The following is a 25804-nucleotide window of genomic DNA, read 5'->3' on the forward strand; positions in this document are numbered from 1 at the left end:
CGCGCCTCCCCGGGTCTCCTACCTCGCGGAACGTCGGGCCGGTTGCTCGACGGCCCTCGCCCCTGCTCGCCTGCGCGGGCCTGGGGGCTGCGCGAGCGGCGAGCGCAGCGCCTCCCGCTTCACCCCCGGCGGGATGTCGATGCGAGCCATCATTCCTCCAATGATCTTCTCGTTTCGGGCGTCGAGCTGAAGAACTTCGAGTGGGAAGGACTGGCCGGGCTTCATGTTCCTGGGGCGGTCGAACCTCACGAAGAGGGTGTGCCGCTCGCCGGGAGCGAGGCGGATGTTGCCGATCTTCACTTCCTTCGAGCTGGTCGCGTTGAGCATCAGCCGCGCCGCGATGGCCTGGTTCACGTCATCGATGCGCTGCTTCGACCACTCCGCGTTGTAGGGGTGCCGGCTCTGCTGGTTCTTCTTGATCATCCTGATGTGCTCGGCGCCCCATTCCACCAGGGCATCGAAGTCCTGTCCGAGCCTTGCGCCACTCAGGTTCTTCCGCAGCTCGCCCAGCGTCCGGATCCTCGGCAGGTAGACCCCGACCTTCCCCTTGTAGCCGTTCAAGCGCAAGACGACTGAAGTGAGCAGCGCGCGGCGGTGGCTGGGATTGTGAATCCGAACCGCCATCATCAATGGAGCCTCGGGAGGCAGCGTCCCCGAGAACTCCATCACCTTCAGATTCTTGTGCGCCGCCTTGCGTTCACCCCGGCTGAGCAGGTCGGTCACGGTCTGGGCCGCGGAGAACGGGTCGGCGGCGTGATGGACCAGGGCGAGCACGCAATGGTGGTCGTTCCCCGCGAGATTTGCCGGAGGGGGAAGCATCTTCGAGTTCAGCTCGAAGGAGGCGATCTTGGGGAATCCGACCCGCACGTCATTCAACGTGGTGACCCCGATGGTCTTCCAGTCCGCTGTATTGATCGGGTTGCCCAGCTGGACGTCGGTGGTGAATCCCACGGGCAGCGAGGGAAGTCCCGCCGAGGCATTCGCCAGGAGGCACATCACGCGGACGTTGTTCGCCGGCGTCACGCCGCGGTTGTGAACCTGGACGTAGACACGCGAGATGATTTCCGCCGAGGCGTGTGTCGCCACCTGTCGCGCGTCGTCGGAGAGGACGTTGGTGAACTGTTCGAAATCGATGGTGGTGCCCGGAGTGATGGGGAACTGGTAGTTGCCCGCCATGTCCGGTGTATCGATCTTGATATCCGGTCCGCTCCAGTGACGGACGGTTTCTCCCTGGTCTGTCGGGTCGTTCAGGAAGTTCACCGTGGTGAAGCGGCCCTGGTCGAGCTGCGTATCGCGCACGTAGAGCTCGACACCCGCGACGGCTGCAGCGTCCAGCCGGTACTCCCAGACGCCGCGCCCGTAGGTGGACGCGCGTAGCAGCCGCCGCGCGTTGTGCAGGTCCAGGTCGAACACGGCGGCATCAGGCAGGCCGGATGAAAACGGCGCCCAGTGGAGTCCTCCATCGGCCGAGCGCCACACGCCAATGTCCGCCCCCACGAACACGGTTCCCGGGTTGGCCGGGTCGCAAACGATGGCGTTGTGTTGCACGTCCAGCAGGGCCGCCGCGTCTCCGGCGGCCGGCCCGCTGCGAGCCGACCACGAGGTACCATCGAAGTGCCAGACGTGACGGAAATCGCCATTGCCGCCGAAACAGATGTAGATGGAGTTGCCGGTTCCATCCGCGGGGTCAATGGCGATGCTGGTAATCACACCGCCGAGGGGCAGCGCCCCGGAGGCGACGTTGTCGATGCGCGTGCGGGTCCAGCTCCCGCCGCTGGAGGTGAATCGGAACACGCGTCCGCTGGTGGTGCCTGCGTAGAGCTTCGAGAAGGACGCGAACTTCAGCGACCGGACGGGGGCGCCCAGGTCATCGGTGTTGTTGTTGGCCGGAATCGACTGCCAGCCCCCACCAAACGCTTCGCTGATCCAGACGCGCCGGGAGCCGAAGGCCACGCGCTCCGCTTCCGCCGCCGTCCCGCTGGGGGGCGTCCCCGCGAGCGGGGCATAGAACAGGGTCTGGTCTCCCGCGGCGCCCGGGACATTGACCGGCATGTAGTTGTAACGGGTGCCGCCGTCCGTGGCGCGATTGATGCTCTTGCGAACGTACGTCGCGAGAACCTTGTAGGGGTCGGCCCAGTTGATGACGAACTCGCCGCAATCTCCCCAGACGGAGTGGTACCAGGCTTCTTCACCGGTGAAGCGGGCCCCGCCATTGTCCTGCGTTCCCGCGAAGACCACCGCATCCTCGGTGGGGTGATGATCCACCCGATTCATCGTCATGGTCTGCAGGCCACTGTTGCGAGCCTCGAAGATGTCTCCAGCACCGGTGGGGTTCGTCGAGTAGTAGACGCCGCCATCGCAGCCCAGCCACAGCTTGTTGGAGTCACCAGGCGCGAAGGCCAGCGCGTGGATGTCCGCGTGGACCGAGTTGCCAATGAACGTATTCGTCATCGAGAACGTGGTGGACGAACCCGAGCCGCTGCTGCTCACCACGGACCGGTAGACCGCTCCCGACCATTCTCCGCTGGACTCCTTCGTCGATCCGCCCAGGTAGAGGCGGTTGATGTTGTTTGGATCGACCGCGATCGCCAGGTCGTAGGTGCCTTGCCCCGGAATGACGCCGGCCAGACCGAACAGGTCCGCGGGAGCACCGCTGACCTGCTTCCACTGCGTGCCGTGGAGCCGGTAGACACCGAGAATGAGGTTGTCTGAAGCCTTCGCCACCAGCGCGTAGACGACGCTCGGGTCGTCCGGCCGCACGGCGAGGCCGACACGCCCGACGTCGGCGCTTGGAAATCCGGTCCCCAGCGCGGCCCACGTGTCGCCATCGTTCGAGGAGAAGACGGGACCGTTGAATGGCGCGGCGAAGAAGGTGGTCGTCGCGCCTGAACGTGCGACGACCACGCTGGAAATGGCGTTCGCCGGCCCCGACTTGCGGGCCCAATGAAACCCTCCCATGGGATTGGGCTCCCGGCGGTAGACGCCCAGGAAGGTACCGGCGACGACGCGGTCGGGGTTGTTGGGGTCGACAGCGACGGCGTTCATGGACTGCCCGCCGAGCATCGGACTTCCCGGGGCGACCGGCTCCGTCGCCCAGTTCGCGCCACCATCGGTCGACACCACGGGGCCGACACCGAAGAACATGGCTTCGTTCCCGTCGCCGGTGCCAACGAAGACCCGGTCGGGATTGGTGGGATCGATGGCGATGGACCCGCAGGCGAGCGAATCGGAGCTGAGGGTCGTGGGATTCAGGTCCCAGGCATCCATGAGCGAGCGCCAGGTCCTGCCTTCGTCGTCGGAGCGCCAGACGCCACCGTTGGCGGCCGCGGCGTAGACGCGCATGCCGCCGTTCGCGACCGCGATTCCATTGCAGCGGCCGCTGGTCGAAGGCAGGGTTCCCCCTTGCCCCTTTCGCAACACCGAGGGCCCGAGCGGAACCCAGTTGTTCGCGGGCGGGCTCACGGGAGGCATGGGCGGTCCGGCGAGCGTGCGCCGCGCCGGGCCTGTCTCCTCATCGTCTTCGGGCGGCTCCGGGCCCAGGAGGTCGTCCTCGGCTACTTCGTCAGGGGTACGCGCGGCGAGCTCCTCGTCCGGGCCCCGTACTCCCCGTGCCCTTTCGAGCGGAACCCGCGGCTGGCGCTCGAGCTGCTCCATCTGCCGTTTGCGGTACGCGCTGATGGCGCTCTTGCGGAAGTTGGGCTCTGGAGGAGCCACCGCCTCGAGACCCTCGCGGCCACGGACACCGGGGGCGGGCGCCATGGTGTCGTCGGCACTCTTGGGCCCCAGTGGGGTGGTTCTCTCCTCGATGAACGCGCGCCGCCGGGCGAAGGGACCTCCTTCCGGTTCGGCTGGGTGCTTCGGCTCCTGCTTGGGCTTCGCCGGACGTCTGGACTTGGGAGGGGAGGGCTTCTTCTTCGCCATGAGAGTCCTCGGCTGAGTCATTGCCTCTACTGCCCTGATTCGCCGTTACGAACCGTCAGCGCTTGTCGCGTCTGCCGGTCTGATTACGCCTGAGCGTGATCAACAGGAGACTTCCTGCGACGGGAATGGCGAACAGCAGGAATTCCAACATGCCGTTCCCACCATCGGGTGCGACCCCGAAGATGCGCTCAATGAAATCCATGCAATCCCTCCCTGCGCTGCGACTGGGGCGGCAGTGTCCGGCTTTCGGATTGGCTGCCGCAACCCGTTCCATTCTCACAGTCCTCAAACAAACGAACGTCTCCGACTCCTGAATGAGGCGCTCGGCCGTGGAATTGGAGTTGTTACATGGGGTGCCCGTCACATGGGGTGATTGGGGCCGCGGAGGAGAGGTGTCATGGAGACGACAGGCCGCCCTCCACTGCTTCCCGGTCAGGCAGAGGCTCCTGCGCGTGGCCCCCTTGCCGGCGATGCTGCCGGGCTCCTTTCCGTCACCGCGATTGAACGGTCCAAGCTCGCGTGCCGCTTCCTCCGGCAGGTGCCGGTTCCCACCCTTTGAAGAGGCCATGCTTCCGTTCCTGCTCATCTCGCTGGTTGCCGCCACCCCGGATGCGCCTCCGCCCCTGGAGCTGGAGGCGCTGCTGGCCGAGGTCTCCACGCGTGCGCCGCAAATCCAGGCCCAGCAGGCCGCGGCCGAGGTGGCGCGCTCCCGCATCGGCGTGGAGGGCGCCTGGGAAGACCCCACGGTGGAGCTGATGGCCGAGAGCATCCCCCTGCGCGGCGGCGAGGACGCACCGATGCCGATGCTCACGTGGCGCTTCACCCAGCCGCTCAACGTCTTCGGCCGAAGGGGGCTGGCGAAGGAGGCGGCGCGGGCCCAGCTCCAGGCCGAGCAGGCCCGGACACGCCGGGTGGGCTGGGATGTCCGCACCCAGGCAGTAGCGGTCTTCCTTGAACTGTGGATGAACCAGGAGATGCGCGCCCTGCTGGACCGGCAGATCGCCACCCTGGAGCGGATGAAGGACGCCGCCAAGGCCCGCTACGTCGCCGGGATGATGATGGGGCACCACGACTTCCTGCGGGCCCAGGCGGAGCTCGCGGCGATGGAAGCCGAGAAGGCCTCCCTGGATAGCGAGCGGGAGGCCATGGCCGCCATGCTCAACGCGCTGCGCGGACGCCCCCTCGGTGAGCCCGTGGGGGAGATCGTCCTGCCGGGGCGCGGGCCACTGCCGGATGTGGAGGCGCTGCTCGCGCGCGCTGAGGAGCGTCCGGAGCTGGAGGCGATGCGGTGGATGCGCGCGGAGATGGAGACCCGCCGCACGCTCGCTCAGCGGATGTACCTGCCCATGCCGATGGTGTCCGGCTTCTACGAGCAGCGCACGGGCGGGATGCCGGACTCGGTGGGCGGCATCGTGGGCCTCACCGTTCCGCTGTGGTGGTTCGACCGGCAGCGCAACGAGGTGCGCATGGCCGAGGCCATGGTGCAGCGCGCGCAGCGGGACCTGGAAGCCATGGAGGTGATGACGCGAACGGACCTGCGCATGGCGTGGAGCCGGGCACGCGCGGCGGACCTGACCCTCCAGGCCCTGGAGGACACGGCGCTGCCGCGCATGCGCGAGACGGTGGCCGCGAGCGAGTCCGCCTATGTCAGCGGCTCGGCGGACTTCCTGTCGCTGCTGGAGGCCACCATGGCCCGCCTGCGGCTCGAAGCCGACCGTTTGCAGGCGGTGGTCCGGCGGGAAGTCGCCCGCTACGAACTGGAGCGGCTGCTGGGGGCGTCCATCGCCCCGGAGGAGAAGCCATGAAGGCGCGTGCGATGGCGCTCCTCCTCTTCTTGCTGGGGAGCACCGCGATGGCCCAGGGTGGCCATGCCGGGCATGGCGCGCCAGCGCAGCCTCCGCCCTCGGCGGGACATGAGGGCCACGGTCAGCCACCGGGCGGCACCCGCGGGCGCGAGGCTCCCGGGGGGATGCCGGAAGGCTACGCGGAGGTGCGGGTGGCGCCAGAGCGCCAGCAACTCATCGGGCTCAAGGTGGCGAAGGCCGAGCGTGGGCGGCTGACAGGGACGGTGCGCGCCTCCGCCATCGTGCAGCCGGACGAGACTCGCGAGGCCCACGTGCACTCCAAGCTGATGGGCTGGGTGCAGGAGCTGTTCGTCAACGCGGTGGGGCAGCCGGTGAAGAAGGGCCAGCCGCTGTACTCGCTGTATTCGCAGGAGCTGTTCGCCGCCCAGCAGGAGTACCTGCGCGCGAAGGCCAGCAACGCCGAGCTCGCGGCCGCCGCGCGGGCCCGGCTGCGACTGTGGGATGTCCCAGCCGACCAGGTGACGCGGATCGAGCGGAATGGACCGCAGAAGGCCGTCATCTTCCGCTCGCCCATCGACGGCACCGTCATCGACAAGCAGGTGCTGGCCGGGCACTACGTCGAGCCGGAGATGCTCCTCTACCGTATCGCGGACCTCTCCCGCGTCTGGGTGCTGGCGGACGTGTACGAGTTCGAGGTGAACCGGCTGGACCGCAACGGGCTCGCACGCGTCGAGGTGCAGGGCGTGGCCGAGCCGGTGCAGGCCCGGGTGGACTACGTCTACCCCACGGTGGACCCGGTGAGCCGCACCGTGAAGGTGCGCCTCGTGGTGCCCAATCCCCAGGGAACCCTGCGCCCCGGGAGCTTCGCCACCGTGGAGCTGCCCGCCCAGGCCACCGACGCACTGTGGGTCCCCGAGGAAGCGGTGGTGGACACCGGCACGCGGCAGGTCGTCTATGTGGCGCTCGGTGAGGGCCGCTTCCGGCCCACCCTGGTGAAGGTGGGCCGGCGCGCCGGCGACCGCGTGGAGCTCCGCGAAGGACTCGCCGAGGGGGCGGCGGTGGTGGTCAGTGCCCAGTTCCTCATCGACAGCGAGAGCCGGCTGCGCGGCACGTCCCAGCCCTCGGGGCACGGGGGCCACTGATGTTCGAGAGGTTCGTCGAGTGGTGCGCACGCAAGCGCGGGCTGATGGTGGCGTTGGCCCTGCTGCTGGCCATCCTGGGCGGGCTGGCGCTCAGGGCGAGCCCGCTGGATGCGATTCCCGACCTGACCGACCCGCAGGTCATCGTCTTCACCGAGTGGATGGGGCGCTCGCCCCAGTTGGTGGAGGACCAGGTGACGTACCCGCTGGTGACGAGCTTCGTCTCGGCGCCGCGGGTAAAGGCGGTGCGCGGCTTCTCCATGTTCGGGATGAGCTTCGTGTACGTCATCTTCGAGGACGGCACCGACCCGTACTGGGCCCGCAGCCGCGTCCTGGAGTACCTGGCCAAGGTGTCCGGCCAGCTTCCCACCGGCGTGACGCCCACGCTGGGCCCCGATGCCACCGGCAGCGGCTGGGTCTTCATGTACACGCTGGAGGACCGCAGCGGGAAGCATGACCTGCAAGAGCTGCGCGCCTTCCAGGACTTCAACCTGCGCTATGCACTGGCCCAGGTGCCGGGCGTGGCCGAGGTGGCGTCGGTCGGGGGCTATGAGAAGCAATACCAGGTGGTGGTGGACCCGGTGCGCCTGGCCGCCTATGGCGTCAGCCTTCCGGAGGTGACACAGGCGGTCCAGGCGAGCAACCGCGACGTGGGCGGGCGCGTCATCGAGTGGGGCGGCCGTGAGTACGTCTTCCGGGGCCTCGGCTACGTGACGTCGAAGGAGGACCTCGAGCAGGTGGTGGTGAAGGAGAGTCCGTCGGGGACGCCCGTCCGCATCCAGGAGCTGGGCAGGGTGGAGATTGGCGCCGACATCCGGCGGGGCCTCCTGGAATGGAACGGGGAAGGGGAGGCGGTGGGCGGCATCGTGGTGATGCGCACCGGGCAGAACGCGCTGGACGTCATCGACGGCGTGAAGGCCCGGCTGAAGGAACTGGAGCCCTCCCTGCCCGAGGGCGTCAAGATTCGCATCGGCTATGACCGCTCGGAGCTCATCCGCGAGGCCGTGGCCACCCTGCGCCAGGCGCTCACCCAGGAGATGGTGGTGGTGCTCCTGTTCATCGCGCTGTTCCTGATGCACTTCCGCAGCGCGCTGGTGGCCATCATCACGCTGCCGGTGGCGGTGCTCACGTCCTTCATCGCCACGTATCTGACGGGCGTGACGCTCAACATCATGTCGCTGGGCGGCATCATCATCGCCATCGGAGACATGGTGGACGCCACGGTGGTGATGGTGGAGAACGCGCACCGCAAGCTGGAGGAGGAGGGCCATCGCCGGCCGCGGGAGGACATCATCATCGACGCGGCGAAGGAGCTGGCGCGGCCCGTCTTCAGCTCGCTGCTGGTCATCGCGGTGAGCTTCCTGCCCGTCTTCGCCTTGCAGGCCCAGGAGGGCCGGCTGTTCCACCCGCTCGCGTACACGAAGACGTTCGCCATGACGGCGGCGGCGGTGCTGAGCGTCACCCTGGGCCCGGCGCTCATGGTGTTGTTCATCCGGGGCCGCATCCGCCCGGAGGCGTCCAATCCCATCAACCGTGCCGCCATCGCCGCCTATCGGCCGGTGCTCGGCTACGTGTTGAAGCACCGGGGGGCGGTGCTGGGCATCGCGGCGCTCGTGGTGCTGGCCACCGCGTGGCCCTTCTTCCGGCTCGGCTCGGAGTTCATGCCGCCACTGGACGAGGGCTCCTTCCTCTTCATGCCCGTGACGCTGCCCAACATCTCCATCGAGGAGTCCAAGCAGGTCCTCCAGCTCCAGGACCGCATCATCAAGTCCTTTCCGGAGGTGGAGACGGTGCTGGGCAAGGCCGGCCGCGCGGAGACGGCGACAGACCCGGCGCCGCTCTCCATGTTCGAGACGGTCATCGTCCTCAAGCCGCGCTCGCAGTGGCGCGAGGGGATGACGCGCGAGAAGCTGGAGGCCGAGCTGATGAAGGCGCTGGAGCTGCCCGGCCTCCAGAACGCGCTCACCATGCCGATACGCGCCCGGGTGGACATGCTCACCACCGGCATCCGCACTCCGGTGGGCGTGAAGATCTTCGGCGACGACCTGGCGCGCAACGAGGAGGTGGGCCGGGAAATCGAGGCCCGGTTGCGCGATGTGCCGGGAACGCGCAGCGTCTTCGCCGACCGCGAAACGCTGGGCGCGTACATCGACTTCATCCCCGACCGCAGGGCCCTGGCCCGCTACGGGCTCCAGGTGATGGACGTCATGAACCAGGTGGAGACGGCCATTGGCGGCATGGTGGTGGACCAGACCATCGAGGGGCGCCAGCGCTTCACCGTCAACGTGCGCTATCCCCGGGAGCTGCGCACCGACCTCGCGGCCCTGGAGCGCGTGCTGGTGCCGGTCCGGGCGGGTGCGGGGCAGGGGCAGGGCGGAGGCATGGCGGGGATGGGCGGTCCCCCGGTTGGGAGCGCGGCGGGGCAGACGGCCACCCAGGTGCCACTCGCGCAGCTCGGGCGCTTCGAGGTGCGCAGCGGCCCGCCGATGATCAAGGACGAGAACGCGTCACTGGTGAGCTACGTGTACGTGGACACGAGCGACCCGGACCTCGGCGGATACGTGGAGCGGGCCAGGGCGGCGGTGGCCGACCTGAAGCTGCCGGCCGGCTACCGGCTCCAGTGGACGGGCCAGTACGAGTTCCTCGAACGCATCCGCGCGCGGATGGCGTACCTCATCCCGCTGACGCTGCTGCTGGTGGTGGGCCTGCTGTACTTCGAGTTCGGCCGGCTGTCCCTCACGCTGCTGGTGATGCTGTCGGTGCCCTTCGCCATGGTGGGGAGCCTCTGGCTGCTGTACGCGCTGGGCTTCAACACCAGCGTGGCGGTGTGGGTGGGGATGATTGCCCTCATCGGCATCGCGGCGGAGACGGCCTCCGTCATGGTCATCTACCTGGAGGAGGCCTGGCGGCGCTGGACGCGGGAGGGGCGCATCCACGGCCCCGCGGACCTGGTGCCGTGCGCGCTGGACGGCGCGGTGTTGCGGGTGCGCCCCCTGCTGATGACGGTGGGGATGAACCTCGTGGGACTGGCTCCGGTGATGCTCTCCCGCGGCACCGGTGCGGACGTGATGCGGCGCATCGCCGCTCCCATGGTGGGCGGACTCGTCTCTCTCACGCTGCTGACGCTCGTCATCGTCCCGGTGGCGTACGTCAGCCTGCGCGCCTGGGGGCTCCGGCGGCCCGGGAGCACGGGCCCCGCCCCCCGAGCTCCTTCAACACCGTAGCGGCCGCCGTGCACCGCCGTCACTTCGCGGCCTTGGGAGGGAAGCGCGACAGCATCTCCTCCACGGCATCGCCAATGCGCTCCTGCGTGCTCGACGCGGACGGATTCTCCTGCAACTCCGCCTGGGCCGTGCCGCGCCAGACGAGCTTCTTCGCCTTCGCGTCCACGACATCGAGGATGAGCGTACCCATCTCGTACTCGCGCAGGTAGGTCGCTCCCGTCGGCCCGTAGAAGGGGTCCCAGTACGGGCCCCATCCATAGCCGTAGTAGCCGTAGTAGGCCCCCACCGTCTCGGCCGACACCTTCGAGTCGATGGCGCCCTGCCACCCGATGAGGAAGTCCGGGGAGGCGCTCGGGTCCACCAGCCGGTAGCCGCGTCCTTGTAGCTGCTGGTCCACGGCCCGCCGCAGGTGCCCATCGATGATGTCGTTGTAGACGCGCGGGTCCTTGCCCTCTTTCGTGGGCAGCCAGGCGTAGCTGCGATAGCTGTTGAGCTGCTGTACGGCATTGGGGTCGTAGTTGGTGTTGACATCGATGGTTGCACAGGCGGCAAACATCAGGCCCAACAGGACCGGAACGGCACGGGACAGCAGTCGCATGGGGGCTCCTTGGTTCGGCATCGGCGCACGTCGTCGGCCTCCTGACATTGCGTGTGCCGCGCGCGGGTGGCGAGCCTCGCTCGCCCGGCAGCCCCCGACGGAAGTCCCGGGAAGGGAAGCCCGCGGGCCTCCGCTTCCCGGGCTCCGTATCCGCTCAGTAGCGCAGGCCGAACATGAGGGGGACGTACTGGCCGTTGGCGTTGCGCGAGTTGCCGTCCGCCCCGGTGAACTCCGGGCCGAAGATGTAGTGGTAGCGCCCCTCCAGGTAGAAGCGCAGGTCTCCGTAGAGGCTGAACGTGATGCCCGCACCCGCGTTGAGCCCGAAGTCCGTGGAGCTCCGCGAGCCGAGGACTTCCGACACGGGCACCACGCTCGTCGTGCAGTAGTACAGCCAGGGGTCGCAGTACGGGACGACGGCCGTGCCCGCGAACTGGGAGACCTCCACCTTGCGGTAGTACAGGCCCGGCCCGCCGATGAGGTAGATGCCGAGGGGGCTCCTCGGCAGCAGGTTCACCACGGCGTTGAGGGTGCCGTACTGCATGTAGTGGTCACCCTCGACGCTGGTGGCATCCAGCACGTCACTCTTCACGTCATAGGCGGTGTAGAGGTACTCGGCCGTGACGCCGAGCCGCCGCATGAACTGGAAGCCGACGCCCACCTGGAAGCCGCCGCCCATCTCGAAGCGGTCTCCCGCGTCGGAGAGGGGGAAGGAGATGCCGCCGCCCACGTTGAACATGAAGTGCCGCTCGGGGCTGACATCCTCCCCGTAGGCGACCGTGGCGGTATCGAACTCAGACGTGGACTGGGCACGTGCGCCCGGCGGCACGGTGAGCGCCAGCAGGGCGAGAGGAACCAGGATGGGTAACCGCATGACAACCTCCTCGTGGACGCGGACTGCGTGTGCCGGGAGGGTGGAGACAGCACGCCTGTCCGCACACTGCCCCTCGGGGGAAGGTCGGCCTGGGATGCGTGAGCCCGCTCCCCCGCCACCTCGCTGAAAGGCCCCAGCCCTCGCGGGGCCGCGTGCCATGCGGGCAATCACACACGCGGAGGAGAGTCCTCTGCTCCCTTCGCGGGCTCCCACTTCCATATCAACCGTATGGAGGTCGAACGTGTCCAGCTCTCAGGATTCTCCCCGGGTGGAGTCACCCCCTGTCACGCACGTCCCCACGCCCGAACGGCATCGGGTCCTCATCATCGGCGGAGGCACGGCGGGAATCACCGTCGCAGCGCGGCTGAGGCGCAAGGGCGTGCACGGCGTCGCCATCATCGAGCCCTCGGCTCAACACTACTACCAGCCCCTGTGGACGCTCGTGGGCGCCGGCGCCGCGGACATCGCGCGCACCGTGCGTCCCGAGGCCGACTACATCCCGAAGGGGACGCGGTGGATACAGGACTGGGCGGAGGAGATTGACCCGGTAGGCCAGCAGGTGCGTACGCGCGGCGGCTTGCGCGTGGCCTATGACTTCCTGGTGGTCGCCCCCGGAATCCAGCTGGACTGGGACAAGGTGGCGGGCCTGCGCGAGGCGCTGGAGACGCCCTACGTGTCAAGCAACTACGGATTCAACCTCGCGCCGAAGACCTGGGAGATGATCCGCGCCTTCCGGGGCGGCACGGCCCTCTTCACCAACCCGGGCACGCCGGTGAAGTGCGCGGGGGCTCCGCAGAAGATCATGTATCTGGCGGCGGACCACCTGCGCCGCACCGGGCTCGCGGCGCGCTCACACGTGGTCTTCGTCTCGGCCGGCAAGGCCATCTTCGGGGTGCAACCCTTCGCGCAGATACTCGAGGGCGTGGTGAAGCGCTACGGCATCGAGACGCGCTTTGGCCACAACCTCGTCGAGGTACGCCCCGGGCAGCGCGAAGCGGTCTTCGCCGTGACAGGGGAGGGACAGCAGGAACGGGTGACCCTTGGCTACGACATGATGCACGTCACGCCCCCGCAGAGCGCGCCTGACTTCATCAAGGCGAGCCCGCTCGCGCATCACGAGGGCCCGAACGCGGGCTGGGTGAAGGCCCACAAGTACACGTTGCAGCACCCCGACTACCCGAACGTCTTCGCGCTCGGGGACGCGAGCGACCTGCCCACCTCCCGCACCGGGGCGGCCGTGCGTGCCCAGGCCCCGGTGCTCGTCGAGAACCTCTGCGCCGTCATGGAGGGCAAGGCTCCCACCGCCCGATACAACGGCTACGCCTCCTGTCCGGTGGCGACCGGCTACGGGAAGCTGCTGCTCGCCGAGTTCGACTACGAGGGCAAGCCCGCGCCGAGCATCCCCCTCATCAACACCCTGGAGGAGCGGTACGACATGTGGCTGCTCAAGAAGTACGGGCTGCCGGCCATGTACTGGAACCTGATGCTGCGCGGGCGCGCCTAGCACCGGCTCATGCCGCGAGCCCCAGATTCCGGCGCACCGTGGGCTGGCGCACCTTCCAGATGAGGCTGTCGACGATGTAGTGGTGGAAGTTGAGCGTCTGGACCAGCAGGAGGCTCGCGGCCTCCAATGGCAGCCATCCCAATCCTCGGAGGAGGAAGAGGTAGAGGACGGCCGACAGCCCCAGGCACACCGCCATATAGGGGAGCACGCGCCGGCCCTGGCTCAGCGTGGACAGGAAGCGGTGCTGCTCACTCACCCGGCCGCCGAAGCGGCGGTTGTTGTAAAGCCATACAACCAGGATGTACTGCGCGTTGTGCCACACATTCAGCCCCAGCCAGCCCGTCTCCAGCCTGGGAATGAGGTAGTAGCCCAGCGCGAACATTCCGGCATGCGTGGCCACGTAGAGCGTCTGCGCGGGGCTCCCGGCGCCGGAGCGCAGCGCCCGGGCCTGCAGCCAGCCCCACACGGCGAGCGCCGCCACCGCCGCCGTGGCCACCAGGTCCACCCACTGCGGCACCGGTAGCAGCCGCAACTCGAGCCCCAGGAACGTGGTGGCCCCCTGTGCCGAGCGGTGCGCCAGTCCCGCGAGGGGCAGCAGGTAGAGCACCCAGGCCGTGGCCGGGTTGGCGGCCGGTGGGCGGCGCGAGGCGCGGTCCAGGATGCGGCTGACGCCGTAGCTCTGCCGCAGGTAGTGCCAGCCCTGCCAGTAGAAGTAGAGGGACATGAGCGGCCAGACGCCACCCGCCCGGTACAGCGCGTACGTGGCGCCGAAGATGAGCAGCGGCAGCACCCCCACGAGGAAGCGGTGCTGCTGGAAGCTCTCCCGGTCGAAGCCCAGCCGCGTGTAGGTCGACACCACGTGGTGGTAGCCCAGCAGCCACACGTCGATGGCCAGCAGCACCGGGAACAGCCGGGGCTGCACCAGCGCCGCGAGGGCAAAGACACACCCCAGCCCCGCTGTCCCCAGGATGAAGAAGAGATCGAACCGGGGGTTGCGTACCCACCCCCACGTCACACCCACGGTGTCTGCCCGAGCGCTCATGGTGCGGGAAGCATATCGAGCCCAAGGCTTTCTGTTAGATCCTGTTTATATTGAATCTCAGGCTTAACAGTTTGCGCTCGGTGATGGCAGAGTAGTGGAGCCTTCCCCCCCTCGTCCTTTCGACCTCCCGCCCTCAGGAGAGTGCACGTGAAGACACTTCTCGTGACCCAGGCCGACCTTCGGAAGCTCGTGCACACAGAGGGAATCGACGCCTTGATGGACACGGTCATCGAGTCGCTCGAAGAGGCGTTCCGCTCCTTCGACGAGGAACGCACCGAGCCTCGCAAGCGCGACGGTTTCACGCTCCGCAACGAGCGCACGGGCGTGCTGGAGTGGATGCCCGTCATGCAGCGCGGCGAGTCAATTACAATCAAGGTGGTGGGTTACAACCCTGGCAATCCGCACCGCTATGGGGTTCCCACCATCATCGCCACCAACAGCGTGTATGACTGCGCCACCGGGCGGCTGCTGGAGTTGGTGGACGGGGTGCTGCCCACGGCGTTGCGCACGGGGGCTGCCTCGGCCATTGCCAGCAGGTACCTGGCGGACCCGGACAGCCGCGTGGTGGGGATGGTGGGCTGCGGCGCCCAGGCCGTCACCCAGCTCCATGCGCTCTCGCGCCTCTTCCATATCGAGCGCGTGCTTGCATACGACGTGGACCTGGGGGTGCTGCGGACGTACTTGCGGCGCGTGGGCTTTCTCGGGCTGGACGTGCACCCCGCCTCACTGGAGGAGCTGGAGGCGGAGTCGGACATCATCTGCACCGTGACGTCCGTGGGCGTGGGCGAGGGCCCCGTCATCTCGGACGGCCGCCTCAAGCCCTCGGTGCACGTCAACGCGGTGGGCTCGGACCTGCCGGGCAAGACGGAGCTGCCGCTGTCCCTGCTGGAGCGCAGCCTCGTGTGCCCGGACTTCCTCGCCCAGGCGCTCGTCGAGGGCGAGTGCCAGCAGCTCCGGCCGGAGCAGATTGGCCCCGGCATCATCGAGCTCGTCCAGCATCCGGAGCGCTTCGCGGACTGGCGCAAGCGCTCCACCGTCTTCGACTCCACGGGCTTCGCGCTGGAGGACCAGGTGGTGACCCGGGCCCTCACCCGGCGCGCGCGGGAGCTCGGGCTGGGCACGGAGGTGGAGCTGGAGAGCCTGGCGGGGGACGCGATGAACCCGTACGACGAGCTCCTGCCGGCGCGCGGCGCCCAGGTTCCCCTGCGCACGGTCCGCGGAGACTGACGCACCCCGCCCGCATCTTCGTCTCATTCCACTCACCTGGAGTTCCGGGCACGCGGAGCGCGCCCGGCGGGCTTCCTCGAGGTCAGCGCCATGAAGCAGATACCTCCTCCGACGGACGATGGCATGCGACGGCGGGTGGGAGGGCCGGGACGCAGGCCTCCACTGATGCACCAGCCGCACGGGGGCGAGGCGGTGCAGTCCTTCGCCCAGCAGCGGCTGTGGTTCCTCTCGCAGCTCGACGCGGGCGGCTTCTCCTACAACGCCCCGTTCGCCGCGAGGCTGAAGGGGCCGCTGGACGTGGGAGCACTGGAAGCGGGCTTCCGGGAGGTGGTGCTCCGGCACGAGTCGCTGCGCACCACCTTCGCCGAGGTGGATGGCCTCCCCGTGCAGCGCATCCATTCGCGGGTGGAGCTGAAGCTGGAAGTGGAGGAGGTGGCGGAGGAGGAGGTGATTGCCCGTGCGGAGCAGGAGGCACGCCGGCCCTTCGACCTGGAGCGGGGCCCGCTGCTGCGGGTGCGCCTGCTGCGGGTGTCCCCCGAGGAGCACGTGCTGCTCTGGTGCGTGCACCACATCGTCTTCGACGGCTGGTCCATGGGGGTGCTGGAGCGGGAGGTGGCCGCGGTGTACGGCGCGCGGGTGAGGGGAGAGGAGCCACGGCTGGAGGCGCTGCCGGTGCAGTACGCGGATTACGCGCGCTGGCAGCGCGAGTGGTTGAAGGGAGAGGTGCTGGAGCGGCAGTTGTCGTGGTGGAAGGAGCAGCTCGCCGGAGCGCCGCCCGTGCTGGAGCTGCCCACCGACAGGCCGCGTCCTCCCGTGCAGTCCTTCCATGGCGCGCTGCTGCGAGTGCCCCTGCCGGACGCGCTGGCGGGAGCGCTGCGGGAGCTGAGCCGCAAGGAGGGCGTGACGCTCTTCATGACGCTGCTGGCGGGGTTCCAGGCGCTGCTGGCGCGCTACAGCGGCCAGTCCGACGTCGTCGTGGGCTCGCCCTTCGCGGGGCGCGCTCTGCGTGACATGGAAGGATTGGTCGGCTTCTTCGCCAACACCCTCGCCTTGCGCGTGGACACTGGTGGCGGGGCGTCCTTCCGCGAGCTGCTGGGCCGCGTGCGCAAGGCCTGCCTGGGCGCTTTCGCCCACCAGGACCTGCCCTTCGAGCAGCTCGTGGACGCGCTCCAGTCCACTCGCGACCCGAGCCGCTCCCCCATCTTCCAGGCCGCCTTCGTGCTCCAGGGCGAGCCTGCCTCCGAGCTGAGGCTCTCGGGGGTGAGCGCCTCGGACGTCGGCTTCGAGCCCGGGGTGTCGAAGTTCGACCTGACGCTCTTCGTGCGGGACACGCCCCAGGGCCTCGCCTGCCTCTGGGAGTACAGCACCGGCCTCTTCGATGAGGCGACGGTGGCCCGCATGGCGGAGCACTACGCGCGACTGCTGTGGGCGGCGGTGAAGACGCCGGAGCGGCGGGTGTCGGAGTTGCCGCTGCTCTCCAGTGCCGAGCGTCACAGGTTGCTGGAGGAGTGGAGCGGCCCCCGGACGGAGTACCCCCGCGATGTGTGCATCCACACCCTCGTCGAGGCGCAGGTGGCGCGCACGCCGGACGCCGTGGCGGTGGAGTACGACGGCGCGCGGCTGACGTATTCCGAGCTCAACCGGCGGGCCAACCAGCTCGCTCGGCACCTGCGGCGGAGCGGTGTGGTGGCGGGCTCGCGCGTCGGCCTGTGCGCGGGGCGCTCGCTGGAGATGGTGGTGGCCACGCTCGCCATCCTCAAGGCGGGGGGCGCGTACGTGCCGCTCGACGCCTCGTACCCGGGTGAGCGCCTGGCCTTCATGGTGGAGGACACGGGCCTCCAGGTACTGCTGGCGCAGCCCTCGCTCATCTCCCGGCTGCCACCGGTGTGCGCCGCGGTCGTGCCGCTGGAGCCCTCGTGGGAGCCCTTCTCGCGCGAGAGTCCGGAGGACCTTGGCGAGCCGATGCCAGCCGGAGCGCTCGCGTACGTCATGTTCACGTCGGGCTCGACGGGGCGGCCCAAGGGCGTGTGCATTCCCCACCGGGGCGTGGTGCGACTGGTGAAGGGCGCCCGCTTCGTGGAGCTGGGGGAGCGCGAGGTCTTCCTCCAGCTCGCGCCCATCTCGTTCGACGCCGCGACGCTGGAGCTATGGGGCGCACTGCTCAACGGTGCGCGGCTGGTGGTCTTTTCGGAGCACGCGCCCACGCCGGAGGAGCTCGGCCGCGCGTTGGTGAGGCACGGCATCACCACGCTGTGGCTCACCTCGGCGCTCTTCGAGCAGATGATGGCCTCACGTCCGGAGGCGCTGGCGGGCGTGCGTCAGGTACTCGCGGGCGGCGACGTGCTGTCTCCCTCGGCGGCGAGGGCACGGCTTTCCCAGGGCGGGTTGCTCGTCAACGGGTATGGCCCGACGGAGAACACCACCTTCACCTGCTGCCATCCGATGACGGGGCCGGAGCAGGTGGGGCACACCGTGTCCATTGGCCGGCCCATCGCCAACACGCAGGTGTACCTGCTCGATGACGCCCTGGAGCCGGTTCCCGTGGGCGTCTGGGGCGAGCTGTGTACGGGCGGGGACGGGCTGGCCTGGGGCTACCTCCACCTCCCGGAGTTGACGGCGGAGCGGTTCGTCCCGAACCCGTTCAGCCAGGAGCCCGGGGCCCGGCTCTACCGCACCGGAGACAGGGCCCGCTGGCTGCCGGACGGGCGCATCGAGTTCGCGGGCCGCCTGGACGGGCAGGTGAAGCTGCGCGGCTTTCGCATCGAGCCCGGCGAGGTGGAGTCCGCCCTGCTGCGACACCCCGGCGTGCGCGAGGCGGTGGTGGTGGCGCGTGAGGATGGCCCCGGTGGCAAGCGGCTCGTCGCGTACTTCGTTCCCCGGGAGGCCGCGCCCGCGACGGCGGAGCTCCGGGCGGACATGCAAGCCCTGCTGCCCGAGTACATGGTGCCCTCGGCCTTCGTGGAGCTGCCGGCACTGCCCCTCACGCCCAACGGCAAGGTGGATCGCAAGGCGCTGCCCGCCCCGGACCTGGAGGCCGCCGCGGGGGAGTACGTGCAGCCCCGCACCGCGATGGAGCAGGTGGTGGCCGGCGTGTTCGGAGCCGTGCTGGGAATGGAGCGGGTGGGAGCGGAAGGCCACTTCTTCGAGCTCGGAGGTCACTCGCTGCTGGCCACCCAGGCCATTTCGCGGCTGCGCGAGGCGGTGGGCCGGGAGCTGCCGGTGCGTGCTCTCTTCGAGGCCCCCACCGTGATGCAATTGGCGCGGCGGCTCGAGGAGGGCGGGAAGGTGCCAGCGCCGCTGGTGCATCAACCGCACGGGGGCGAGGCAGTGCAGTCCTTCGCCCAGCAGCGGTTGTGGTTCACCTCTCAGCTCGACGCGGGTGGCTTCTCCTACAACATCCCCTTCGCCACCCGGTTGAAGGGGCCGCTGGACGTGGAGGCACTGGAAGCGAGCTTCCGGGAGGTGGTGCACCGGCACGAGTCGCTGCGCACCACCTTCGCCGAGGTGGATGGCCTCCCCGTGCAGCGCATCCATTCGCGGGTGGAGCTGAAGGTGGAAGTGGAGGAGGTGGCGGAGGAGGAGGTGATTGCCAGTGCGGAGCAGGAGGCACGCCGGCCCTTCGACCTGGAGCGGGGCCCGCTGTTGCGGGTGCGCCTGCTGCGGGTAGGGCCCGAGGAGCACGTGCTGCTCTGGTGCGTGCACCACATCGTCTTCGACGGCTGGTCCGTCGGAGTGCTGCACCGGGAACTGTCGGAGTCCTACTCTGCCCGCGTCGGGGAGGCGGAGCAGCGGCTGGAGGCGCTGCCGGTGCAGTACGCGGATTACGCGCGCTGGCAGCGCGAGTGGTTGAAGGGAGAGGTGCTGGAGCGGCAGTTGTCGTGGTGGAAGGAGCAGCTTGCCGGCGCGCCTCTCGCGCTGGAGCTGCCCACCGACAGGCCGCGTCCTCCCGTGCAGTCCTTCCGGGGCGCGCTGCTGCGAGTGCCCCTGCCGGACGAGCTGGCGGTGGCGCTGCACCCGTTCACCCGGCGCGAGGGCGCAACACTCTTCATGACGCTGCTGGCGGGTTTCCAGGCGCTGCTGGCGCGCTACAGCGGCCAGTCCGACCTCGTCGTGGGCTCGCCCATCTCCGGCCGCAACTGGCGTGAGGTGGAGCCGCTGCTGGGCTTCTTCGTCAACACGCTCGCCCTGCGCATCGACACGGGGGGCGGCGTCTCCTTCCGCGAGCTGCTGGGCCGGGTGCGCAAGGCCTGCCTGGGCGCCTTCGCCCATCAGGACCTGCCCTTCGAGCAGCTCGTCGACGCCCTCCAGCCTGGCCGAGACCTGAGCCGCTCCCCGCTCTTCCAGGTCATGTTCGTCATGCCCGGGACGCCGAGGCCACTGGCCCTGAGCGGAATCACGGCCGAGGATGTCGACTTCGAGCCCGGGGTGGCGAAGTTCGACCTCACCCTCTTCGCGTGGGACACGCCTCGCGGGCTGGAGACGTACTGGGAATACAACACCGACCTCTTCGATGAAGAGACGGTGGTGCGCATGGCGGAGCACTACACGCGGCTGTTGCAGGCCGCCGTGTCCCAGCCCGACCAGCGCGTGGAGGCACTTCCGCTGCTGGGCGAGGCCGAGCGCCGCCGCCTGCTGGTGGAGTGGGGCTCGCGCGAGGACGTCACCTACGCTCCGGGGCTCATGCACCGCTGGGTGGAGGCCCAGGTGGCGCGCACGCCGGAGGCCGAGGCGGTGACGGACGGAACCCGCTCGCTGACCTATGCGGAGCTGGAGGCGCGCGCCAACCAGCTCGCGCATCATCTGCTGGCCCTCGGCGTTCCGCCCAATGGCACCGTGGGCCTGTGCCTGGACCGCGGCAGCCTGGACATGCCCGTGGCGGTGCTGGCCACGCTCAAGGCGGGCGCGGCCTTCCTTCCGCTGGACCCCACCTGGCCCTCCGAGCGGCTGGCGCTCATGCTGGAGGACACCGGCGCGCCGGTGGTGGTGGCGCACGGCCATCTCGTCGCGGCGGTGCCTCGCGGCTCGGGCGCGCGGCTGCTGCGCCTGGACGAAGCGGCGGACGCCATCTCCGCCTGCCCCACGTACGTGCCGCCGGTGGAGGTGTCGCCGGAGACGCACTGCTACTTCGTCTACACCTCGGGCAGCACCGGCCGGCCCAAGGGCATCGTCATGTCCCACCGCGCGGTGGGCAACATGCTGTGGTGGCTGCTCCAGCGCTCGGTGAAGCCGGACGCCACCACGCTCCAGTTCGCCTCGCTCAACTTCGACGTCTCCTTCCAGGAGATGTTTGGCACGTGGTGCCTGGGTGGCCGTGTGCTGCTCATGACGCCACCGCTGCGCCAGGACCCCACCGCCATGCTGCGCTACATGGTGCGGCACCGCGTGGAGCGGCTGTACCTGCCCTTCGTCGCCTTGCAGGCGCTCTGTGACGCCGCGCTCGGCGAGGAGGAGCTGCCGCCACTCACGGAGGTGGTCACGGCGGGGGAGCAGCTCCAGGTGACACCGGCGCTGGTGGCCTTCTTCGAGCGGCTCCCCGGCTGCGTGCTGGAGAACCAGTACGGGCCCTCGGAGGCGCACGTCGTCGCCGCCTGGCGCGCGTCCGGCCCCCCGGCGTCCTGGCCCGCGCTGCCGCCGGTGGGCAGGCCCATCCCCAACGTGCGGCTCCAGGTGGTGGACTCGCGGGGAGAGCCCTGTCCCATTGGCGTGCCTGGCGAGGTGTACGTCGCCGGGGCGAGCCTCGCGCATGGCTACCATGGGCGCCCGGACCTGACGGCGGACCGCTTCATTCCGGACACCCTGGGGGGCCCGCCCGGCGCGCGGACCTACCGCACGGGCGACCGGGCACGGTGGCTGGCGGATGGGAACCTGGAGTTCCTCGGCCGCCTGGACGGGCAGGTGAAGCTGCGCGGCTTCCGCATCGAGCTGGGCGAGGTGGAGGTGGTGCTGCGCTCCTTTCCCGGCGTGCGTGACGCCGTGGCCATCGTCCGCGAGGACGTGCCCGGAGACCGGCGGCTGGTGGGCTACGTGGTGCCTCAGGAGGGACAGCCGGTGGAGCTCGCCGGGCTTCGCGAGCATCTGCAAGCGAAGCTGCCCGAGTACATGGTCCCCTCGGCCTTCGTGCCGCTCGCCACGCTTCCGCTCGCGCCGACCGGCAAGGTGGACCGCAAGGCGCTGCCCGCGCCCAGGGTGGAGGGGACACAGGCGGGCCATGTCGCGCCCCGCACCGCGATGGAGCAGGTGGTGGCCGGAGTGTTCGGGCCCCTGCTGGGGATGGAGCGGGTGGGTTCCGACGGTCACTTCTTCGAGCTCGGTGGACACTCACTGCTCGCCACCCAGGCCGTCTCACGGCTGCGCGAGGTGGTGGGCCGGGAGCTGCCGGTGCGAGCCCTCTTCGAGGCACCCACGGTGGCTCAGCTCGCGCGGCGCTTGGAGGAGGTGCTGGAAGAGGAGGGGAGTGCGCCGCCACCGCCGCTCGTGCATCAGCCGCACGGAGGCGAGGCGGTGCAGTCCTTCGCCCAGCAGCGGCTGTGGTTCCTCTCGCAGCTCGACGCGGGCGGCTTCTCCTACAACATGCCCAATGCCCTGCGCCTGAAGGGGCCGCTGGACGTGGGGGCACTGGAGGCGGGCTTCCAGGAGGTGGTGCGCCGGCACGAGTCGCTGCGCACCACCTTCGCCGAGGTGGATGGCCTCCCCGTGCAGCGCATCCACGCGCGGGTGGAGCTGAAGCTGGAAGTGGAGGAGGTGGCGGAGGAGGAGGTGATTGCCCGCGCGGAGCAGGAGGCACGCCGGCCCTTCGACCTGGAGCGGGGCCCGCTGCTGCGGGTGCGCCTGCTGCGGGTGTCCCCCGAGGAGCACGTGCTGCTCTGGTGCGTGCACCACATCGTCTTCGACGGCTGGTCCATGGGGGTGCTGGAGCGGGAGGTGGCCGCGATGTACGGCGCGCGGGTGAGGGGAGAGGAGCCGCGGCTGGAAGCCCTGCCGGTGCAGTACGCGGACTACGCGCGCTGGCAGCGCGAGTGGCTTCAGGGCGAGGTGCTGGAGCGGCAGTTGTCGTGGTGGAAGGAGCAGCTCGCCGGGGCGCCGCCCGTGCTGGAGTTGCCCACCGACAGGCCGCATCCTCCCGTGCAGTCCTTCAACGGTGTCCACCTGCCGATGCGGCTGCCGCCTGAGCTGGCGGGAGCGCTGCGGGAGCTGAGCCGCAAGGAGGGCGTGACGCTCTTCATGACGCTGCTGGCGGGTTTCCAGGCGCTGCTGGCGCGCTACAGCGGCCAGTCCGACCTCGTCGTGGGCTCGCCCATCTCCGGCCGCAACTGGCGTGAGGTGGAGCCGCTGCTGGGCTTCTTCGTCAACACGCTCGCCCTGCGCATCGACACGGGGGGCGGCGTCTCCTTCCGCGAGCTGCTGGGCCGGGTGCGCAAGGCCTGCCTGGGCGCCTTCGCCCATCAGGACCTGCCCTTCGAGCAGCTCGTCGACGCCCTCCAGCCTGGCCGAGACCTGAGCCGCTCCCCGCTCTTCCAGGTCATGTTCGTCATGCCCGGCGCCACGGTGCCCATGACGCTGTCGGGCCTCGTGTCGGAGGAGGTCTCCTTCGAGCCGGGCATGGCGAAGTTCGACCTCACCCTCTTCGTGCGCGAGCTGCCCCAGGGACTGGTGGCGTACTGGGAGTACAACACCGACCTCTTCGATGCAGAAACGGTGGCGCGCATGGCGGGGCACTACACGCGGCTGCTGCAGGCCGCCGTGTCCCAGCCCAACCAGCGTGTGGAGGCACTTCCGCTGCTGGGCGAGGCCGAGCGCCGTCGCCTGCTGGTGGAATGGAACGCCACCGAGGCACCACGGCCCGCCGAGCCCGGCGTGCAGATGCTCTTCGAGGCGTGGGCCCTGCGCACGCCGGATGCGGTGGCCGTCCGCATGGGAGACGCGCGGCTCTCCTATGGCGAGCTGAATCGCAGGGCCAATCAGCTCGCGCACGTCCTGCGCGGCCGTGGAGTGGGACCCGACGTGCCGGTGGGCCTGTGTGTCCCGCGCTCGCTGGAGCTGGCAGTGGGCGTGCTCGGCATCCTCAAGGCGGGGGGCGCCTACGTCCCGCTGGACCCCGCATATCCACCGGAGCGCCTGGGCATGATGCTGCGTGCCTCACGTGCGCCGCTGCTCCTCACCCTGTCCACGCTCCCAGCCGTGCTGCCCGAGGGCGAGGTGCACCGGCTGTGCCTGGACACCGGCGGCTCCATCTTCGCGGGCGCGAGCGACGCGAATCTCCCGCCGTTGGCCGGGCCGGAGTCGCTCGCGTACGTCATCTACACCTCGGGCTCCACGGGCACGCCCAAGGGCGTGGCCATGCCGCATGGGCCGCTGCTCAACCTCGTGCACTGGCAGTTGGAGTCCTCCGTCCTTCCCAGGGGCCGGACGCTCCAGTTCTCCGCGCTGAGCTTCGACGTGTGCTTCCAGGAGCTGTTCTCCACGTGGGCGGCCGGCGGCGAGCTGGTGCTCGTCTCCGAGGAGCAGCGCCGGGACGCCCACGCGCTGCTGGACCTGATGGACCAACAGGAGGTGGAGCGGCTCTTCCTGCCCTTCGTCGCGCTCCAGAACCTGGCGGAGGTGGCGGACCGCGAGGAACGCGTGCCCCGGCGGCTGAGGGAAATCATCACCGCGGGCGAGCAGCTCCGGGTGACGCCGGCGCTGCGGCGGCTCGCGCGCCGGCTGGAGGGCTGCGTCCTGCACAACCAGTACGGTCCGGTGGAGAGCCATGTCACCACGGCCCTCACCCTCTCTGGGGCCCCCGAGGCGTGGCCGGACCTGCCCTCCATCGGCCGTCCCATCGCCAACGCCCGCATCCACCTGCTGGACGAGCACCTGTCCCCGGTGCCCATCGGTGTACCGGGCGAGGTGTTCATCGGCGGCGAGGTGCTGGCGCGTGGCTACCTGCACCGTCCGGAGCTGACGCAGGAGCGCTTCGTGCCCGACCCGTTCAGCTCCCGGCCGGGAGCGCGGCTGTACCGGACGGGGGACTTCGCGCGCTACCTGCCGGACGGGTCCATCGCGTTCCTCGGGCGCAGGGACTCGCAGGTGAAGGTGCGCGGCTACCGTATCGAGCTGGCCGAGGTGGAGGCGGCGCTGGCGCACCATCCGGCACTGAAGGACTGCGTGGTGGAGGCGCGCGAGGCGGGCTCGGGCCACAAGCGTCTGGTGGGCTACGTCGTCGGCGCGGGAGGGCCGCCGCCCCCCGTCACGGAGCTCCGTGCGTTCCTCAAGGAGCGGCTCCCCGAATACATGGTGCCCGTCCACTTCGTGCCCATGGACGCCTTCCCGCTCACCCCCAGCGGCAAGGTGAACCGGCGCGCGCTGCCGGCGCCCGAGGGGGCATCACACGAGTCCACGCGCGCCCGGGTCGCGCCGCGCACCTCCCTGGAGCTGCAGCTCGTCCGCGTCTGGGAAGAGGTGCTGGGCCTGCATCCCCTGGGCATCCGGGATGACTTCTTCGAGCTGGGAGGCCACTCGCTGCTGGCCGTGCGCCTGCTGGCCCGCGTCCGCGAGCTGACGGGCCACTCCCTGCCCGTGGCGGCCCTCTTCCAGGGGGCGACGGTGGAGCGCGTCGCGGAGCTGCTGCGCCGCGAGCAGGGCCCCGCCTCACCGCTGGTGTTGTTGAGGGGCGGCACGCAGAGGCGGCCCTTCTTCTGCATCCACCCGGTGGGCGGCACGGTGCTGGCATACGCGGAGCTGGCGCACCTGCTCGGGCCCGGCCAGCCCTTCTATGGCTTGCAGTCCCCCGGACTGGAAGGGGAGGCGCCACCGTGCGACAGGCTCGAGGACCTGGCGGCCCTCTACCTGGACGCCGTGCGCGCCGTGCAGCCGCGAGGGCCGTACCTGCTGGGCGGCTGGTCCATGGGAGGGAGCATCGCCTTCGAGATGGCCCGCCAGCTCCATGCGCGGGGGGAGGAGGTGGGGCTGCTGGCGCTCATCGACACCTTCGCGAGCGCATTCCCGGGTGGCACCGTGTCGCCGGAGTGGCTCGAGCCCGCGAGGCTGGGCGCACTCTTCTACCGCGACCTGCTCCGCGCGACGGGGGCGGACCTCCCGTGCTCGGAAGAGGCGCTCTCACGGCTGGCGCCGGACGAGGCGCTGCGCGTGCTGGAAGAGGCGGGCCGGGCGGCGGCGGCGCTCCCCGAGTCCGGAATGCAGTCCCTGCGCACGCTGCGCCAGGTATTCGAGTCCAACCTCCGCGCGGCGTGGAGCTACGTGCCCCGGCCGTATGCGGGGGCTCTGCTCTCCATCGAGGCGAGCGCGGCCTCCCGGCCGCACGGCTGGGTGGGGCTGGCCCTGGGCGGGGTGGAGGTGCACACGCTGGAGGGAGACCACTACGCCCTCTTGCGCGGCCCGGGCGTCAAGGCCCTGGCCGCGCTGCTGCGTGAAGCCCTGGCCCGGGCCCACGCGAGCGGCGCGCGGGCGCAGCGGAGCGCCTCCGCCTGAAGCGGG

General features: G+C 69.8%; 11 protein-coding genes. 6 read left to right on the forward strand and 5 right to left on the reverse strand.

Annotated features, from left to right (window positions below; all coding sequences use genetic code 11):
• Window positions 1-18 precede the first annotated feature (18 nt).
• Window positions 19-3921, reverse strand: a complete 3903-nt coding sequence (locus K8638_RS27555; protein ID WP_223757614.1) for a hypothetical protein — start codon at window positions 3919-3921, stop codon at window positions 19-21.
• Window positions 3922-3976: 55 nt separating this feature from the next.
• Window positions 3977-4123 (reverse strand): hypothetical protein, encoded by a 147-nt coding sequence (locus K8638_RS27560; RefSeq protein WP_223757615.1) that lies wholly within the window; start codon window positions 4121-4123, stop codon window positions 3977-3979.
• A gap of 364 nt (window positions 4124-4487) precedes the next feature.
• Here K8638_RS27560 and K8638_RS27565 point away from each other — a divergent pair, with 364 nt between their 5' ends.
• Genes K8638_RS27565 through K8638_RS27575 form a run of 3 tightly spaced genes read left to right on the forward strand, consistent with a single transcriptional unit; the run spans window position 4488 to window position 10089 of the window.
• Complete coding sequence (locus tag K8638_RS27565; protein WP_223757616.1) at window positions 4488-5726, forward strand: TolC family protein; 1239 nt, start codon at window positions 4488-4490, stop codon at window positions 5724-5726.
• Window positions 5723-6868: an efflux RND transporter periplasmic adaptor subunit gene (locus K8638_RS27570; protein WP_223757617.1), complete on the forward strand. Its 1146-nt coding sequence runs from the start codon at window positions 5723-5725 to the stop codon at window positions 6866-6868. The genes K8638_RS27565 and K8638_RS27570 overlap by 4 nt, the downstream gene beginning before the upstream one ends.
• A gap of 44 nt (window positions 6869-6912) precedes the next feature.
• Window positions 6913-10089 carry an efflux RND transporter permease subunit gene (locus K8638_RS27575; protein WP_370644127.1) on the forward strand — a complete coding sequence of 1059 codons (3177 nt, stop codon included), beginning with the start codon at window positions 6913-6915 and terminating at the stop codon, window positions 10087-10089.
• A gap of 19 nt (window positions 10090-10108) precedes the next feature.
• On the opposite strand, the gene K8638_RS27580 is transcribed toward K8638_RS27575, so the two are convergent.
• Together K8638_RS27580 and K8638_RS27585 are read right to left on the reverse strand one after the other, a co-directional pair.
• Window positions 10109-10687: a DUF4136 domain-containing protein gene (locus tag K8638_RS27580; protein ID WP_223757619.1), complete on the reverse strand. Its 579-nt coding sequence runs from the start codon at window positions 10685-10687 to the stop codon at window positions 10109-10111.
• A 154-nt stretch (window positions 10688-10841) separates the two neighbouring features.
• Complete coding sequence (locus K8638_RS27585) at window positions 10842-11558, reverse strand: outer membrane beta-barrel protein (protein ID WP_223757620.1); 717 nt, start codon at window positions 11556-11558, stop codon at window positions 10842-10844.
• Between the two features lie 241 nt (window positions 11559-11799).
• On the opposite strand from K8638_RS27585, the gene K8638_RS27590 reads away from it, so the two are divergent.
• Window positions 11800-13062 carry an FAD/NAD(P)-binding oxidoreductase gene (locus tag K8638_RS27590; protein ID WP_223757621.1) on the forward strand — a complete coding sequence of 421 codons (1263 nt, stop codon included), beginning with the start codon at window positions 11800-11802 and terminating at the stop codon, window positions 13060-13062.
• Window positions 13063-13069: 7 nt separating this feature from the next.
• Here the strand turns inward: K8638_RS27590 and K8638_RS27595 are convergent, their stop codons facing one another.
• Window positions 13070-14104, reverse strand: coding sequence for a hypothetical protein (locus tag K8638_RS27595; protein ID WP_223757622.1), 1035 nt, complete (start codon window positions 14102-14104; stop codon window positions 13070-13072).
• Window positions 14105-14251: 147 nt separating this feature from the next.
• Between K8638_RS27595 and K8638_RS27600 the strand changes: the two genes are divergently transcribed.
• Together K8638_RS27600 and K8638_RS27605 are read left to right on the forward strand one after the other, a co-directional pair.
• Window positions 14252-15331 carry an ornithine cyclodeaminase family protein gene (locus K8638_RS27600; protein WP_223757623.1) on the forward strand — a complete coding sequence of 360 codons (1080 nt, stop codon included), beginning with the start codon at window positions 14252-14254 and terminating at the stop codon, window positions 15329-15331.
• A gap of 165 nt (window positions 15332-15496) precedes the next feature.
• Window positions 15497-25798: a non-ribosomal peptide synthetase gene (locus K8638_RS27605; protein ID WP_223757624.1), complete on the forward strand. Its 10302-nt coding sequence runs from the start codon at window positions 15497-15499 to the stop codon at window positions 25796-25798.
• Window positions 25799-25804 lie beyond the last annotated feature (6 nt).

The organism is Myxococcus sp. RHSTA-1-4 (assembly GCF_020037125.1).
In the GTDB taxonomy this organism is placed as follows: Bacteria; Myxococcota; Myxococcia; order Myxococcales; family Myxococcaceae; genus Myxococcus.

What these genes read in the sequence shown, in the direction of transcription:
- K8638_RS27555 (WP_223757614.1), bottom strand. Translation starts at nt 3,921, where the DNA reads ATGGCGAAGAAGAAGCCCTCCCCTCCCAAGTCCAGACGTCCGGCGAAG.
- K8638_RS27560 (WP_223757615.1), bottom strand. Translation starts at nt 4,123, where the DNA reads ATGGATTTCATTGAGCGCATCTTCGGGGTCGCACCCGATGGTGGGAAC.
- K8638_RS27565 (WP_223757616.1), top strand. Translation starts at nt 4,488, where the DNA reads ATGCTTCCGTTCCTGCTCATCTCGCTGGTTGCCGCCACCCCGGATGCG.
- K8638_RS27570 (WP_223757617.1), top strand. Translation starts at nt 5,723, where the DNA reads ATGAAGGCGCGTGCGATGGCGCTCCTCCTCTTCTTGCTGGGGAGCACC.
- K8638_RS27575 (WP_370644127.1), top strand. Translation starts at nt 6,913, where the DNA reads ATGGTGGCGTTGGCCCTGCTGCTGGCCATCCTGGGCGGGCTGGCGCTC.
- K8638_RS27580 (WP_223757619.1), bottom strand. Translation starts at nt 10,687, where the DNA reads ATGCGACTGCTGTCCCGTGCCGTTCCGGTCCTGTTGGGCCTGATGTTT.
- K8638_RS27585 (WP_223757620.1), bottom strand. Translation starts at nt 11,558, where the DNA reads ATGCGGTTACCCATCCTGGTTCCTCTCGCCCTGCTGGCGCTCACCGTG.
- K8638_RS27595 (WP_223757622.1), bottom strand. Translation starts at nt 14,104, where the DNA reads ATGAGCGCTCGGGCAGACACCGTGGGTGTGACGTGGGGGTGGGTACGC.
- K8638_RS27605 (WP_223757624.1), top strand. Translation starts at nt 15,497, where the DNA reads ATGCACCAGCCGCACGGGGGCGAGGCGGTGCAGTCCTTCGCCCAGCAG.